Origin of the sequence: Blastococcus sp. MG754426 (genome assembly GCF_021699055.1) — a bacterium.
GTDB lineage: Bacteria > Actinomycetota > Actinomycetes > Mycobacteriales > Geodermatophilaceae > Blastococcus.
Map to the genome: position 1 here is coordinate 12,353 of NZ_SSXC01000058.1, position 15,056 is coordinate 27,408.

At 74.8% G+C, this 15,056-nt stretch carries 16 protein-coding genes; 14 read left to right on the forward strand and 2 right to left on the reverse strand.

Annotated features, from left to right (window positions below):
- The first annotated feature begins 32 nt into the window (after nucleotides 1-32).
- The 9 genes from E9549_RS16685 to E9549_RS16725 all read left to right on the forward strand — a co-directional run bounded on the left by E9549_RS16685 (nucleotide 33) and on the right by E9549_RS16725 (nucleotide 9,287).
- The gene (locus E9549_RS16685; RefSeq protein WP_236827715.1) at nucleotides 33-1,067 is read left to right on the forward strand and encodes a hypothetical protein; all 1,035 of its coding nucleotides are present in this window, start codon (nucleotides 33-35) and stop codon (nucleotides 1,065-1,067) included.
- Nucleotides 1,068-1,109: 42 nt separating this feature from the next.
- The gene (locus E9549_RS16690) at nucleotides 1,110-1,520 is read left to right on the forward strand and encodes a cobalamin B12-binding domain-containing protein (protein ID WP_236827716.1); all 411 of its coding nucleotides are present in this window, start codon (nucleotides 1,110-1,112) and stop codon (nucleotides 1,518-1,520) included.
- Between the two features lie 174 nt (nucleotides 1,521-1,694).
- Nucleotides 1,695-2,855, forward strand: coding sequence for an ADP-forming succinate--CoA ligase subunit beta (gene sucC / locus E9549_RS16695; RefSeq protein ID WP_236827717.1), 1,161 nt, complete (start codon nucleotides 1,695-1,697; stop codon nucleotides 2,853-2,855).
- 31 nt (nucleotides 2,856-2,886) lie between these two features.
- Nucleotides 2,887-3,762, forward strand: coding sequence for a succinate--CoA ligase subunit alpha (gene sucD, locus E9549_RS16700; RefSeq protein WP_236827718.1), 876 nt, complete (start codon nucleotides 2,887-2,889; stop codon nucleotides 3,760-3,762).
- A gap of 160 nt (nucleotides 3,763-3,922) precedes the next feature.
- Entirely contained in the window at nucleotides 3,923-5,122 is a 1,200-nt protein-coding gene (locus tag E9549_RS16705; RefSeq protein ID WP_236827731.1) for a hypothetical protein, read from the forward strand.
- Nucleotides 5,123-5,207: 85 nt separating this feature from the next.
- On the forward strand, nucleotides 5,208-6,404 hold the full coding sequence (locus E9549_RS16710) for a DUF6350 family protein (RefSeq protein ID WP_236827719.1): 1,197 nt from the start codon (nucleotides 5,208-5,210) through the stop codon (nucleotides 6,402-6,404).
- A gap of 56 nt (nucleotides 6,405-6,460) precedes the next feature.
- Nucleotides 6,461-7,084 carry a phosphoribosylglycinamide formyltransferase gene (gene purN / locus E9549_RS16715; protein ID WP_236827720.1) on the forward strand — a complete coding sequence of 208 codons (624 nt, stop codon included), beginning with the start codon at nucleotides 6,461-6,463 and terminating at the stop codon, nucleotides 7,082-7,084.
- Nucleotides 7,084-8,634: a bifunctional phosphoribosylaminoimidazolecarboxamide formyltransferase/IMP cyclohydrolase gene (purH, locus tag E9549_RS16720; RefSeq protein WP_236827721.1), complete on the forward strand. Its 1,551-nt coding sequence runs from the start codon at nucleotides 7,084-7,086 to the stop codon at nucleotides 8,632-8,634. Before purN ends, purH begins: the two co-directional genes overlap by 1 nt.
- 41 nt (nucleotides 8,635-8,675) lie before the next feature.
- The gene (locus tag E9549_RS16725) at nucleotides 8,676-9,287 is read left to right on the forward strand and encodes a pentapeptide repeat-containing protein (protein WP_236827722.1); all 612 of its coding nucleotides are present in this window, start codon (nucleotides 8,676-8,678) and stop codon (nucleotides 9,285-9,287) included.
- 3 nt (nucleotides 9,288-9,290) lie between these two features.
- Here E9549_RS16725 and E9549_RS16730 read toward each other — a convergent pair whose 3' ends face one another.
- The gene (locus E9549_RS16730; protein ID WP_236827723.1) at nucleotides 9,291-9,815 is read right to left on the reverse strand and encodes a hypothetical protein; all 525 of its coding nucleotides are present in this window, start codon (nucleotides 9,813-9,815) and stop codon (nucleotides 9,291-9,293) included.
- A gap of 98 nt (nucleotides 9,816-9,913) precedes the next feature.
- On the opposite strand from E9549_RS16730, the gene E9549_RS16735 reads away from it, so the two are divergent.
- The 5 genes from E9549_RS16735 (at nucleotide 9,914) to E9549_RS16755 (ending at nucleotide 14,482) form a co-directional block, all read left to right on the forward strand.
- Nucleotides 9,914-10,783 (forward strand): bifunctional methylenetetrahydrofolate dehydrogenase/methenyltetrahydrofolate cyclohydrolase, encoded by an 870-nt coding sequence (locus E9549_RS16735; RefSeq protein ID WP_236827724.1) that lies wholly within the window; start codon nucleotides 9,914-9,916, stop codon nucleotides 10,781-10,783.
- 2 nt (nucleotides 10,784-10,785) lie between these two features.
- The gene (locus E9549_RS16740) at nucleotides 10,786-11,085 is read left to right on the forward strand and encodes a DUF3017 domain-containing protein (protein WP_236827725.1); all 300 of its coding nucleotides are present in this window, start codon (nucleotides 10,786-10,788) and stop codon (nucleotides 11,083-11,085) included.
- Between the two features lie 48 nt (nucleotides 11,086-11,133).
- The gene (mdh, locus tag E9549_RS16745) at nucleotides 11,134-12,087 is read left to right on the forward strand and encodes a malate dehydrogenase (RefSeq protein WP_236827726.1); all 954 of its coding nucleotides are present in this window, start codon (nucleotides 11,134-11,136) and stop codon (nucleotides 12,085-12,087) included.
- A gap of 76 nt (nucleotides 12,088-12,163) precedes the next feature.
- Nucleotides 12,164-13,378, forward strand: coding sequence for an NADP-dependent isocitrate dehydrogenase (locus E9549_RS16750; protein WP_236827727.1), 1,215 nt, complete (start codon nucleotides 12,164-12,166; stop codon nucleotides 13,376-13,378).
- 204 nt (nucleotides 13,379-13,582) lie between these two features.
- Nucleotides 13,583-14,482 (forward strand): endonuclease domain-containing protein, encoded by a 900-nt coding sequence (locus E9549_RS16755; protein ID WP_236827728.1) that lies wholly within the window; start codon nucleotides 13,583-13,585, stop codon nucleotides 14,480-14,482.
- A 51-nt stretch (nucleotides 14,483-14,533) separates the two neighbouring features.
- On the opposite strand, the gene E9549_RS16760 is transcribed toward E9549_RS16755, so the two are convergent.
- Nucleotides 14,534-15,056, reverse strand: a 523-nt coding sequence (locus E9549_RS16760; protein ID WP_236827729.1) for a CAP domain-containing protein, incomplete at its 5' end; no start/stop codon positions are given.

Below are 15,056 nucleotides of genomic sequence, written 5' to 3' on the forward strand. Positions count from 1 at the left end.
TCCGGTTCGTGACATCCAGCGAAGGGGGAGACTTGTCCACCCGCGACCACCGCGCCCGGACCGAACGCACCGGCACGGGCCGGCCCGAGGCCTCCGCCCGCAGGCGGCGGGACGCCCGGCCGGGCGGTGCCACGCCGGCGGGCGCCGGGGACCGCGTGGTCATCGGCACCGTGCCCCCCGCGGTGCGGGTCTGCGGCGCGCTGCTCGTGCTCGCCGGGCTGGCCGGCGTGCTCGCGGCGGTCCCCACCTACCTGGTGGTCGGCGGGGAGGAGCTGCGCCAGGTGCGCGGGGTCGGCGGTGCGCTCGCGACCCTGCTGGTACCCGTCGTCCACCTGACCGTCGGTGCGACGCTGCTGCGCCGCGCCGTGCCGAAGTTCGGCCTGGCCTACGCCGCCGTCGCCGGGGCGCTGGCCGTCGGGGAGCTGCTCATCGAGCTCTACCGGGGCAGCAGCTCGACCGCGCGGCCCGGGGTGGAGGTGCTCGCGGGGGAGCGGGTGCTCACCAGCAGCGTGCAGGTCGGCGCCGGCTGGGTGCTCGGTGTCGTGGCGCTGGTGCTGACCGTGCTGGCCGGCGTCGTCGGCACGGCGGCGTGGGGGCGGACGGTGATGGAGGACCGCGGCCCCCTGGACCCGGTCCGCTCGCTGCTGGCCGGCGCCGCGGTGCTGCTGGGGGTGGTCGCCGTCCTCAGCCTGTCGCTGCCGGCCGCCGACGTGCCCGAGCAGCTCCGCACCGACCCCGCCACCGGCATGCGCGTCGTGGTGGTGCAGGAGGGGCCGCAGGCGCTGCTCGAGCGGCCGGGGCTCGCCCTCCTCGGCGGGCTGCTGCTCGCCGGCACCCTGCTGCTGTGCGCGGTGGTGGCCCCATCGCTGCGGCCGCGGCTGGCCGTGGTCGGCGGGCTGCTCGCCGTCGCCGTCACCGTGCTCCGCGCCGGGCTGGCGGGCCTCCGCGACGCGGTCTCGTCCGACGAGCTGGTCTGGACCGTCCCGGGCGTCGGGCTGGTCCTCGCGGGCCTCGGGTTGCTCGCCCTGACGGCGGTCGCCTGGCGGGCGCGTCGCACGTCGGCGTGACCCGCGCCACTCCCGGCGCTCCGCGGCCCTAAGCTCGCCGTCGTGGTGGACGAACGCATCCGGGTGGTCATCGCCAAGCCGGGACTGGACGGGCACGACCGCGGCGCCAAGGTGGTCGCGCGTGCGCTGCGCGACGCCGGCATGGAGGTCGTCTACACCGGCCTGCACCAGACCCCGGAGCAGATCGTCGAGACGGTCGTGCAGGAGGACGCCGACGCCGTGGGGCTCTCGGTCCTCTCCGGGGCGCACATGACGCTCTTCGCCCGGCTCGTCGAGCTGCTGCGGGAACGCGGCGTGGACGACGTCGTCGTCTTCGGTGGCGGGATCATCCCGGAGGAGGACGTCCCCGAGCTCCGGCGCATCGGCGTCACCGGCATCTTCACGCCCGGCGCGACCACCGGGGAGATCGTCGAGTGGGTGCGCGAGCACGTGGGCGAGCCCGCCGCGGGGTGACGTACTGGAACGGCCGCCCCCCAGGGGCCCGCTGCGAGCGCGCGAGGCGCGGGGGGAAGGCGGTCCTTCCGCTGCCGCGGAGGGGTGGGGTGCGTGTGACGCACCCCACCCCCGGCCCCTCCCGGGAACGCCCGGGGCAGCGGTCCGGTTCCGGGCGGTCTACGGTGCCTGTTCGTGGATCTCTTCGAGTACCAGGCCCGTGACCTGTTGGCCTCGCACGGTGTCCCCGTGCTCCCCGGCGGTGTTGCCGAGACCCCTGAGCAGGCGGAGGCGATCGCCCGCGAGATCGGGCAGACCGTCGTCGTCAAGGCGCAGGTGAAGGTCGGTGGCCGCGGCAAGGCCGGCGGCGTCAAGCTCGCCGACAACCCTGAGGACGCCAAGGCGCGCGCCCAGGACATCCTCGGCCTCGACATCAAGGGCCACATCACGCACCGCGTGATGGTGGCCCAGGCCAGCGACATCGCGGAGGAGTACTACTTCTCCTACCTGCTCGACCGGTCCAACCGCACCTTCCTGGCCATGGCCTCGAAGGAGGGCGGCATGGAGATCGAGCAGCTCGCCGTCGAGCGCCCCGAGGCCCTCGCCCGCATCCCGGTCGACGCGACCGTCGGCGTCGACAGCCAGAAGGCCGCCGAGATCGTCGACGCCGCCGGGTTCCCCGCCGAGGTCCGGGACCAGGTCATCGCGATCGCCGTCCAGCTGTGGGACACCTTCGCCAAGGAGGACGCCACGCTGGTCGAGGTCAACCCCCTCGCCAAGGCGCCGGACGGCACGGTGCTCGCGCTGGACGCCAAGGTGACCCTCGACGCGAACGCCGACTTCCGGCACGAGAACCGGGCCGCGCTCGAGGACGCCGCCTCCGCCGACCCGCTCGAGGCGCGGGCCAAGGAGAAGGACCTCAACTACGTCAAGCTCGAGGGTGAGGTCGGGATCATCGGCAACGGTGCCGGCCTGGTCATGAGCACCCTCGACGTCGTCGCCTACGCCGGTGAGGAGTTCGGCGGCGTGAAGCCGGCCAACTTCCTCGACATCGGTGGCGGCGCCTCGGCCGAGGTGATGGCGAACGGCCTGGAGATCATCCTCTCCGACCCGGCCGTCAAGAGCGTGTTCGTCAACGTCTTCGGAGGCATCACCGCCTGCGACGCCGTGGCGAACGGCATCGTCCAGGCCCTGGGCATCCTCGGCGACGAGGCCACCAAGCCCCTGGTCGTCCGTCTCGACGGGAACAACGTCGAGGAGGGGCGGCGGATCCTCGCCGAGGCCGACCACCCGCTGGTCACCCTGGTCGACACGATGGACGGCGCCGCGCGCCGGGCCGCCGAGCTCGCCGCCTGATCGCCCCCGACCTCAGACAGGACCTGAAGAGATGTCGATCTTCCTCAACGAGAACAGCAAGGTCATCGTCCAGGGCATGACCGGCTCCGAGGGCATGAAGCACACCCAGCGCATGCTCGCCTCGGGCACCGCGATCGTCGGTGGCGTCAACCCGCGCAAGGCCGGCCAGTCGGTGGACTTCGACGGCACCAGCGTGCCGGTGTTCGGCGGCGTCGCCGAGGCCATGAAGGAGACCGGCGCCGACGTCAGCGTCATCTTCGTGCCGCCGCCGTTCGCCAAGGCTGCCGTCATCGAGGCCGTGGACGCCCAGATCGGGCTCGCCGTGGTCATCACCGAGGGCATCCCGGTGCACGACTCGACCTACTTCTGGGCGCACGCCCAGGGTGGCTCGACCCGGATCATCGGCCCGAACTGCCCCGGCCTGATCAGCCCCGGCCGCAGCAACGCCGGCATCATCCCGGCGAACATCACCAAGCAGGGCAAGATCGGTCTGGTGTCGAAGTCCGGCACGCTGACCTACCAGATGATGTACGAGCTCCGGGACATCGGTTTCTCGACCGCCGTCGGCATCGGTGGCGACCCGGTCATCGGCACCACGCACATCGACTGCCTGCAGGCCTTCCAGGACGACCCGGAGACCGAGGCCATCGTGATGATCGGCGAGATCGGGGGCGACGCCGAGGAGCGGGCCGCCGACTTCGTCAAGGCCAACGTCACCAAGCCGGTCGTCGGCTACGTCGCCGGGTTCACCGCCCCCGAGGGCAAGACGATGGGCCACGCCGGCGCCATCGTGTCCGGCTCGGCCGGCACCGCCCAGGCGAAGAAGGAGGCCCTCGAGGCCGCCGGTGTGCGCGTGGGCAAGACGCCGTCCGAGACCGCCCGGCTGATGCGCGAGATCGTCGGCTAGCGGGTTCCCGCACCCTGACCGACCCGCTGCCCGGTGACCGCCACGGTCACCGGGCAGCGGTGCGTCGGGGGCAGGACGTGATGAACCGGCGCGCCGTTGCGCGCCGCTCGCCCCGACCGCCACGATCGATGCGCACCCGTTCCGTCCGGAGGAGATGACCGTGACCGCCAGCCAGCCCCCGCAGCCGCCCGAGGGTGGCCGACCGCCCGCGGGTGCCCAGCCGCCCGAGGGGCAGGCGCACGAGGCGCCGCGGGTGGCGGGACCGGGGGAGCAGCACGGCGGGACCCCCCAGGAGCAGCGCGGTGCCGGCCACCCCGGGCCGGGGCCGTCGCAGGGGCAGCCCCCGTACGGCCAGCCGGGCTACGGCGCGTACGGGCAGCCCCACCCCGGTCCGCCGCACCCGGGTCAGGGTCCGTACGGCCAGGCCCCGTACGGGCAACCGTCCTACGGCCAGCCGGGGTTCGGGCAGCCGCCGTACGGCCAGCCGGGCTACGGCGGGTACGGGCAGCAGCCGTACGGGCCACCGCCCTACGGGCAGCCGGGCTACGGCGGGTACGCCCAGCCGGGCTACGGCGGGTACGGCCCGGGGCCCTACGGCGGGCCCCCGCCGGGCCATGGCCAGCAGCCCTACGGGCACCCGTCCCCCTTCCCACCGGGTCACGGCTACGGCCCCGGGTACGGCCGGCGGCCCGGTGGTGCGGAGTTCTCCTACGACCCCAAGCGGCTGGCCTGGACCGACCTCGCCGTCGCCGGCGGCACGCTGCTGTTCCTGCTGTTCGGGTTCCTGCCCTGGTGGCGGTTCGGCGACGCGACGTTCGGCGTCACGTTCAGCGGCTTCGAGGACGGCATGGTCGTGGCCGCCTTCGTGCTGTTCCTCCTGGCGACGACGTGGGCGGTCCTGCCGGCGTTCGTCCGGACGACGACGACGTTCCCGCGCTCGGGGGTGACCGCCGGCCTGGCCGGGCTGGGGCTGGTGCTGACGCTGTTCTCCTGGCTGGACACGTTGCGGTACGCCTTCTCCTTCTGGGCGCTGATGGGCTTCCTCACGGCCGTGGGCACCACCGTGGTCGCGGGGCTCGCCCTGCGCCGGGAACTGCGGGAACGCCCCGCGCGGCCGGCCGTCCCGCAGCCCGGCGGACCGTGGCCAGGACAGCCCCAGCCCTGGGCCGGCCAGCCCTGGGCGGGCCAGCCCTGGGCGGGGCAGCAGCCCTACCAGCAGCAACCGACCTGGCCGGCGCAGCCGCCGCGCCCCGGGTCCGAGCCCGCTTCCGGCCCAGGCGGCGGTGGGACCGGTGGCGCCACCGCCTCCGGCGAGGCGCCGGGAGACACGCAGAGCGACCGTCCCGGCACGGAGACCTGACCGGCGTCCCGGCGCGGCCGCACGACGGCGGCCGGCTCCGGCGCGTGCGCCGCACATCGGCGCGGTGGCTTGCGAGAGTGGGGAGGTGGTCCCGCTGCTCGCACGCCTGCCCTTCCGGCGGGACGACGGGTCGGCGACCCGCCCCGCTCCGCCTGTCGTCCTGACCGCCCTCGCCGCGGCCGCCGTCACGGTGGTCGGCCTGGCCGGCCTGTGGCTGGCCCTGGTGGTCGTGCACACGCTGGACCCGGCCGGTGGCATGCCGGCCGGGGGCTCCGCGGCCCTGGGCAGCCGGTTGTGGCTGCTCGCGCACGGGGCGGAGCTCCGCCCGGCCTCCGGCCCCCTCGCGCTGGCCCCTCTGCTGCTGACCCTGCTCGCGGCGGGCGGGTTGTCGTGGGCCGGGCGGGTCGCCGTCCGGCTCCTCGACGACGGGGCGCCGGCGCGGGCGGTGGCGCGCGCGGGGACGACCGTCGTGCTCGTGCACCTGGCCCTCACCTGGCTGCTCGCGCTGCTGGTGGACGACGCTGACGTGGGTACCGGCTGGCCGCGCACGCTGGTGGCCCCGGCGGTGCTGGCGCTGGTCGCCGTGGGGTGGGGCGCCGGCCGCGAATCCGATCTCGCCGACGCCGCCCTGGGCGGTCTGCCGGGGATCGCCCGCCCCGTGCTGCGCGCGGTGCTCGCCGGGCTGCTGACCGCGCTGGCCCTGGCCTTCGTCGTGGTCGCGGTCGCGCTGGCCAGCGACGCCTCGGGGTACGCGGCGCTGTCGGGCGCCCTCGGCGGGGCAGGGGCCGGGGCGCTCGGGCTGCTCGGCCTGAGTGCGCTCTACCTGCCCAACGCGGCGGTCGCCGTCCTCGGGCTGGCCGCCGGCCCGGGCTTCTCCGTGGGCACCGGCACACTGGTGTCGGTGCACGGCGTCACGCTGGGCAGCGTGCCCGCCCTGCCGCTGCTCGCGGCGCTGCCCGACACGCAGGCGGTGCCGCTGGTCGCCTTCGTCTCGCAGGTCCTCCCGGCGGTGGCCGGGCTCGTCGCCGGCCGGACCGCGGGCCGGTGGTTCACCGACCGGGACGGCGGGTCGGTCGTCGCCGGGCTCGCCGGGCTGCTGGCCGGGTCGCTGCTGGGGCTGCTCGCCGGGCTGCTCGCCTGGGTCGCCGGCGGTGCCCTCGGGGACGGCGCGCTCGCCCAGGTCGGTGCCCCGCCGGTCGCCACCGGCCTCGCGTTCGGGGCGCAGGCGGCGATCGCCGCCGCGGTCGCGGCCGCCGTCACCCGCTGGCGGACGCTGGGCTGAGGATCCCGTCGCCGGGGCTCGGTGGGGGGCGAGGGGGTCCTTATAGGGTCGGCACCGTGCCCACCGACGCGTCCCCCGCCCGGGCGAGGGTCGTCGTCCTGCTGTCGGGGACCGGGTCGCTCTGCGAGGCGCTCCTGGCGGCCGCCGCCGACCCCGGCTACCCGGCGGAGGTGGTCGCCGTCGGCGCCGACCGCGAGGCCCCGGGGCTCCAGCACGCCCGGCGGCGCGGGCTGCCCACCTTCGTCTGCGCGCTCGGCGACCACCCCGACCGGCCGGCCTGGGACCGCGCGCTGGCCGAGCGGATCGCCGCCTTCGGCCCCGACCTCGTCGTCTCGGCGGGTTTCATGAAGATCGTCGGCCCGGCGGTGCTCGACGCGTTCGAGGGCCGGCTGGTCAACACCCACCCGGCGCTGCTGCCGGCGTTCCCCGGCGCGCACGCGGTCCGCGACGCCCTGGCGGCCGGCGCCACGGTGACCGGCTCGACCGTGCACCTGGTCGACGCCGGCGTCGACACCGGGCCGGTGCTCGCGCAGCGCGAGGTGCCGGTCCTGCCCGGGGACGACGAGGCGACGCTGCACGAACGGATCAAGGCCGTGGAGCGCGAGCTCCTGGTGGAGACGGTGGCGGCGTTGGCCGCCGCACCCCCGACCACCCCGCACCGGACGAGGAAGAGCACCTGATGAGCGACCGCACCCCGATCCGCCGCGCCCTGCTGGGCGTCTACGACAAGTCCGGCGTCGAGGAGCTGGCCCGCGGGCTCGCCGCCGCCGGGGTGGAGCTGGTCAGCACCGGTGCCACCGCGCGCCGGATCGCCGACGCCGGGGTGCCGGTCACGCCGGTGGAGCAGGTCACCGGCTTCCCCGAGTGCCTCGACGGGCGGGTCAAGACGCTGCACCCCGCCGTGCACGCCGGCATCCTCGCCGACCGGCGCAAGGACGAGCACGTCGCGCAGCTGGCCGAGCTCGGCATCGCCGCCTTCGACCTGGTCGTCGTGAACCTCTACCCGTTCACCGAGACCGTGGCCTCCGGTGCCGCTCCGGACGAGTGCGTCGAGCAGATCGACATCGGCGGCCCGGCGATGGTGCGCGCCGCGGCGAAGAACCACCCGTCGGTCGCCGTCGTCGTCGACCCGGCCCGCTACGACGACGTCCTCACCGCGGTCACCGCCGGCGGGTTCACCCTGGCCGAGCGGCAGCGGCTGGCCGCGGCCGCGTTCCGCCACACCGCCTCCTACGACGTCGCCGTCGCCTCGTGGATGGGCAACGTGCTCGCCCCGGACGACGACAGCGGCTTCCCGGCCTGGGCCGGCGGGAGCTGGGAGCGGGCCGACGTCCTGCGCTACGGGGAGAACCCGCACCAGGCCGCCGCGCTGTACCGCTCGGACCGGCCGGGCCTCGCGCACGCCGAGCAGTTGCACGGCAAGCAGATGTCCTACAACAACTACGTCGACACCGACGCCGCCTGGCGCGCCGCGCACGACCACGACGAGCCGTGCGTGGCGATCATCAAGCACGCCAACCCCTGCGGCATCGCCGTCGGGGCGGACATCGCCGCCGCGCACCGCAAGGCGCACGCCTGCGACCCGGTGTCGGCCTTCGGCGGGGTCATCGCGGCCAACCGCGAGGTCGACCTGACCATGGCCGAGCAGGTGGCCGAGGTCTTCACCGAGGTGGTGGTGGCCCCCGGTTTCACCGATGACGCCGTCGCCGTGCTGACGGGGAAGAAGAACATCCGGCTGCTGCGGCTGCCGCACCTGCCGGAGACGGGCGTGGAGCAGCGGCCGATCAGCGGTGGGCTGCTGCTGCAGACGCGCGACCGCATCGACGCCACCGGCGACGACCCCACCACCTGGACCCTCGCCACCGGTGAGCCGCTGGACGCCGCGGGCCTCGACGACCTCGTCTTCGCCTGGCGGGCGGTGCGCGCGGTGAAGAGCAACGCGATCCTGCTCGCCCACGACCGGGCGACCGTCGGCGTCGGCATGGGCCAGGTCAACCGGGTCGACTCCGCCCGGCTCGCGGTCGCGCGGGCGGGGGAGCGGGCCGCCGGGTCGGTCGCCGCCTCGGACGCGTTCTTCCCGTTCGCCGACGGGCTGCAGGTGCTGCTCGACGCCGGCGTGCGCGCCGTCGTCCAGCCCGGCGGGTCGGTGCGCGACGAGGAGGTCGTGGCCGCGGCGGCCGCCGCCGGGGTGCCGCTGTACCTGACCGGCACCCGGCACTTCGCCCACTGAACGAGGACCCGCGTCCCGTGCGGCACTCGTCCCGACCGCACGTGCGCCCCCCGGAGGCGGGGGCGCACGTGGCAGCGGCCGACTACGCGCGGGTGGACTGGTGGGGGGTCGAGCTCGACGGCGTCACCTTCTCCCGGTGCCGCTTCGACGACGCCGGACTCGAGGAGCTGGTCACCCGCCGGTGCGTGTTCGACGAGTGCGTGCTCACCGGGGTCCGCATGGGCGGCTCCCGGCACCTCGGGACGGCGTTCCTCTCCTGCCGATTCGACCGGGCGCGGCTGTTCGACACCACCCTGGACGGCTGCAAGCTGACCGGGTCGCACTTCCTCGGCGCCTCCCTCCGGCCGTTGACCGCCGTCGACTGCGACTGGTCGTGGACCTCGCTGCGCGGGGCCGACCTGTCGGCGCAGCAGCTGTCCGGGCAGCGGTTCCGCGAGGCCGACCTCACCGACGCCGACCTGCGCGGCGCCGACCTGAGCGGCGCGGACCTGGAGCGGGCGCGGCTGCAGAACGCCAAGCTGCGGGGGGCCGACCTGCGCGGCGCCTCCACCGATGAGGTGGACTGGCGTTCCTTCGAGCTGACCGGCGTGCACCTCGACGCGCTGCAGGCGGTCCAGGTGGCCCGCGCCCACGGCGCGCGGGTCGACGGCTGAGCGCTACCGCGACGCGTAGCGGGGGCCGGTCAGCACGGCCTTGAGCGAGCCGAGCAACCCCAGGACGGCGACGGCGATGGCGCACCAGAAACCCGGGCCGAAGAAGCCGAGGTCCCAGCCCGCGTCGACCAGCGGCACGAGCACCGCGGCCGTGACCACGCCGCTGACCACCAGCGCCAGCAGCCCCACGAACCGGTGGCTGCGGGCGGGCAGCCACAGGGCGATGCCCAGGAGCAGCAGCAGCCCGCCGCCGAGCACGATGGCCAGCGGCTGCCACCCGCCGTCGTCGAACACCTGGCCCAGGTCGTCGAACGCCTCGCGCACCAGCGTCCAGCCGCCGGCGTCGCGGTCGCGCAGCCAGTCCAGCGGCAGGCTGACGGCGGCCGCGATCCCCGCGAGGATGCACAGCAGCCCGCCCAGGCTCTCGGGCCCGCGGAAGGCCACCGGCCGGCTGGAGTAGGCAGGGTCGGTCGCCGCCGGTCCGGCGCCGTGCGACGCGGACGCGCCGGTCGGGGTGGGGTCGCTCATCGCGCACCTCCGCGGGTCGACGGGGCCGGGGCGCCCCGTTGCGGTCGACCCTAGGGCCGCACCGACGCCGACGGGACCCGTTCCGGCAGACTGTCGGTGTGCCCGCGACGATCCTGGACGGCAAGGCCACCGCGGCGGCGATCCGCGCCGAGCTGACCGAGCGGGTGGCCGCTCTCACCGCGGCCGGTCACCGGCCCGGTCTCGGCACCCTGCTGGTCGGCGACGACCCCGGCAGTCGGTGGTACGTCAACGCCAAGCACTCCGACTGCGCCGAGGTGGGCATCGCGAGCATCCAGCGCGAGCTGCCGGCGACCGCGACCGAGGCCGACGTGCTGGCCGTCGTCGCCGAGCTCAACGCCGACCCCGGCTGCACCGGCTACATCGTGCAGCTCCCGCTGCCGGCGGGCATCGAGGAGAGCCGCGTCCTCGAGGCCATGGACCCGGCCAAGGACGCCGACGGGCTGCACCCGGTGAACCTGGGCCGCCTGGTGCTCAACGTCCCCGGGCCGCTGCCCTGCACCCCGGTCGGCATCGTCGAGCTGCTGCGCCGCTACGACGTGCCGATCGCCGGGGCGGAGGTCGTGGTCATCGGTCGCGGCATCACGGTGGGCCGGCCGCTGGGCCTGCTGCTCACCCGGCGCACCGAGAACGCCACGGTGACGCTCTGCCACACCGGCACGCGCGACCTCGCGGCGCACGTGCGCTCGGCGGACGTCGTCGTCGCCGCCGCCGGGGTGCCCGGCCTGATCACCGCGGCGATGGTCAAGCCCGGGGCAGCGGTCCTCGACGTGGGCGTGAGCCGGGTCGACGGGAAGATCGCCGGCGACGTCGCCAAGGACGTCGTCGACGTGGCCGGGCACGTCGCGCCGAACCCCGGTGGGGTGGGGCCGATGACCCGGGCGATGCTGCTGCAGAACGTGGTGCTCGCGGCGGAGCGGGCCGCCGCGCTCGAGGCTCTCTCGGCCTGACCGTGACCCGCCCGCCGCTCTACGTCCGCCGGCCCTTCCTCGCCGGCCTCCTGCGGCAGCTGCCGCTGCTGGCGGTGCTGGTGGTGGTGGCGATCGGGCTGCTGCTGGTCACCTTCGAGCACTGGCGCTGGGGCCTGGTCGTGCTCGGGACGTCGCTGGTGGGGGCGGCCCTGCTGCGGCTGCTCCTGCCGGTGCGGCGGGTCGGCTTCCTCGCCGTGCGCAGCCGCGCGGTCGACGTCGTCCTGCTCGCCGGGGCAGGGGGCACCCTCGCCGTCGTCGCGCTGGCCATCCCGGGGACGTGAGCGCACCCGGGGCGGCACGAGGCGCCGACCAACGCTAGGTTGACGGCCATGGCGAAGCAGCCCAGGAACGGCAAGGTCACCGTGGTCGGTGCCGGGTTCTACGGCTCCACCACCGCACTCCGCCTGGCGGAGTACGACGTCTTCGAGACCGTCGTCCTCACCGACATCGTGGAGGGCAAGCCCGAAGGTCTGGCGCTGGACATGAACCAGTCCCGGCCGATCGAGGGCTTCGAGACGCAGGTCGTCGGTGTCGGCGGCGGCTCCTACGAGGGCACCGAGGGTTCCGACGTCGTCGTGATCACCGCCGGCCTGCCACGGAAGCCCGGCATGAGCCGGATGGACCTGATCGAGACGAACGCGGGCATCGTCCGGCAGGTGGCGGAGAACATCGCGCGCACCTCGCCCGACGCCGTCGTCATCGTCGTCTCCAACCCGCTCGACGAGATGACCGCGCTGGCCCAGCTGGCCACCGGCTTCCCGAAGCACCGTGTCATGGGCCAGGCGGGCATGCTCGACACGGCGCGCTTCACCAACAACGTCGCCGAGGAGCTGGGCGTCCCGGTCTCCTCGGTGCGCACCCTGACGCTCGGCTCGCACGGCGACACCATGGTCCCGGTGCCGTCTCGGTGCACGGTCGACGGCAAGCCGCTGGCCGACGTCATGGCGCCCGACCGCGTCGAGCACCTGGTCCAGCGCACCCGCAACGGTGGTGCGGAGGTGGTGGCCCTGCTCAAGACCGGGTCGGCCTACTACGCTCCCTCCGCTGCAGCCGCCCGCATGGCCCGCGCGGTCATGGAGGACTCCGGTGCCGTCATGCCCGTGTGCGCCTGGGTCGACGGCGAGTACGGCATCTCCGGGGTCTACCTCGGGGTGGAGGCCGAGATCGGCCGGGAAGGCGTCCGGCGGGTCGTCGAGAGCGACCTGGCGGACAGCGAGCTGACGGGCCTGCGCGAGGCCGCCGAGGCGGTGCGCGCGAAGCAGGCCGACGTGGCCGACCTCTGAAACGGACCCCGCTGCCACCCACCGCTCGCACGCGGCGGGACCCTGCAGCGGGGCCACGAGAGCACAAGGAGAACGCGTGAGCAAGATCAAGGTCGAGGGCACCGTCGTCGAGCTCGACGGCGACGAGATGACCCGGATCATCTGGCAGTTCATCAAGGACCAGTTGATCCTCCCGTACCTCGACGTCAACCTGGAGTACTACGACCTGGGCATCGAGTCGCGCGACGCGACCGACGACCAGATCACGGTCGACTCCGCCAACGCCATCAAGAAGCACGGCGTCGGGGTCAAGTGCGCGACGATCACGCCGGACGAGGCGCGCGTCGAGGAGTTCGGCCTCAAGCGCATGTACCGCTCGCCCAACGGCACGATCCGCAACATCCTCGGCGGCGTCATCTTCCGCGAGCCGATCATCATGGAGAACGTGCCGCGCCTGGTGCCGGGCTGGACCAAGCCGATCGTCGTCGGCCGTCACGCCTTCGGCGACCAGTACCGCGCGACCGACTTCCGGTTCCCCGGCGAGGGGACGCTGACCATCACCTTCCAGCCGAAGGACGGCGGCGAGCCGATCCAGCACGAAGTGTTCCAGTCGCCCGGCGGCGGTGTCGCGATGGCGATGTACAACCTCGACGAGTCGATCCGCGACTTCGCCCGGGCCTCGATGAACTACGGCCTGCAGCGGGGCTACCCGGTCTACCTGTCGACCAAGAACACGATCCTCAAGGCCTACGACGGCCGGTTCAAGGACCTCTTCCAGGAGGTCTTCGACGACGAGTTCAAGGCGAAGTTCGACGAGGCCGGCATCACCTACGAGCACCGGCTGATCGACGACATGGTCGCCGCCTCGCTCAAGTGGGAGGGCGGCTACGTCTGGGCCTGCAAGAACTACGACGGTGACGTGCAGTCCGACACCGTGGCGCAGGGCTTCGGCTCGCTCGGCCTGATGACCTCGGTGCTCATGAGCCCCGACGGCCGCACCGTCGAGGCCGAGGCGGCCCACGGCACGGTGACCCGGCACTTCCGCCAGCACCAGCAGGGCAAGGAGACGTCGACCAACCCGATCGCGTCGATCTTCGCCTGGACCCGGGGCCTGGCCCACCGCGGCAAGCTCGACGGCACTCCTGAGGTGACCCGCTTCGCCGAGACGCTGGAGAAGGTCTGCATCGACACCGTCGAGGGCGGTCAGATGACCAAGGACCTCGCGCTGCTGATCAGCAAGGACCAGCCGTGGCTGACCACCCAGGACTTCCTGGCGGCCATCGACAGCAACCTCAAGAAGGCCATGGCCTGAGGTAGGACCTGACGCGCGGCGGCCCCCGCACCCACTCCCGGGTGCGGGGGCCGCTCCGCGTCCCGGGCCGGATCCGCGCCTTCGCCGGGCGCGAGATGCGCCGGATCGGGGTCGGCAGTGGTCGGAATCGCCCGATCTGCCGCATCTCGGCCGGCCTGTGGATGGAGCCGGTGGCCGGCGCGCGCGTCGGGGCAGGCTGCCGCCGTGCCGAGTGCCCGTCGTCCCGAGGTCCTGCGCGGTGCCGTATTCCGCGGCCGTGACGTCGTCGCCGACGGCGTGCTGACCCGGGAGGAGCTGCGCAGCTCCGCGTGGCGGCGGCTCTTCCACGGGGTCTACGCCGACGCCCGGCTGCCCGTGTCGTTCGGGCTGCGGGTGCGTGGTGCACGGCTGCTCATGCCCGGGACGGCGGTCTTCTGCGGCCGCACGGCTGCCTACCTGCACGGCGTGACCGGCCTGGTCGATGCGGACAGCCCCGTGGAGCTGATCGTGCCGACGTCGTCGCGTGCCGGTGCTGCGGCCGGTCTGCACGTCCGGCGGACGGTGGTCGAGCGCCCCGACATCACGCAGCAGGGACCGTTCAGGTTCACGACCGGGGTGCGCACGGCCGTGGACATCGCACGGTTCGAACCCCTGCTCGACGCGGTTCCGGCGCTCGATGCGCTCGTCGCTGCCCGGGTGGTGGGACCGGCGCTGCTGGCGGAGGCGGCTGCTGCCGTGCGCGGCGTGCGAGGCGCGGACCACTGCCGCCGGGCGGTGCCGCTGGTCGACCCGCGAGCGGAGTCGCCGCAGGAGTCGCGGCTACGCGTGCTGCTCGCCCTCGCCGGGCTGCCGGCCGTCCCCCAGCACGTCGTCCGGGACGCCGACGGCTTCGTGGCGCGGGTGGACCTCGCCTACCCGGAGCTCCGGGTAGCGGTCGAGTACGACGGCGCCTGGCACGGCGCAGCGGACCAGCTGCGCCGCGACCGCCGGCGGCTCAACCGGCTGGTGGCCGCCGGGTGGACCGTCCTGCACGTCACCGCCGCGGACCTCCACCGCCCGGAGGCGCTGATCGCGCAGCCGCGACTGCTCCTGCGGACCGCCGAGATGCGCCGGATCGGGCGGTGACCGGTCCCCGGTAGCCCGGTGTGACGCATCTCGTCGCAGCCGGAGGGTGGGTCAGCCGAAGAGCTGGGTCCACCAGGGGCCGCCGGAGCCGGTCGCCACGCCGACGCCCAGCCGGGTCAGGCCGCAGTCCAGGATGTTGGCCCGGTGGCCCGGGCTCCCCATCCACGAGGTCATGACGGCGGCGGGATCGGCCTGCCCGCGGGCGATGTTCTCCGCCCGGGCCGTGACGCCCGCCCGGTCGGCACGGTCGAACGGGTCCAGCCCGTCGGGGTCCACGTGGTCGAAGAAGCCGCGGTCGCGCATGGCGGCGCTGTGCGCGCGGGCGACCGCGGCGAGCCCGTCGTCGGCCGCGACCGGGTCGCACCCGGAACGGGCGCGTTCGGCGTTCACCAGCGCCAGGACCTCGCCCTCGACCCCGGCGGCGGCCGGGGCCGTGGCCGTCGCCGGAGCCGGGGGAGGCGGTGCGGGCGTGGCGGCGGCCGTGGCCGGGGCGTGGCCGGTGGACGCGGGAGCGGGAGCGGGTGCAGGCGCCGGTTCCGGGCCCGGCCGCGAGGGGGCCGCGGGGTCAGGGGCC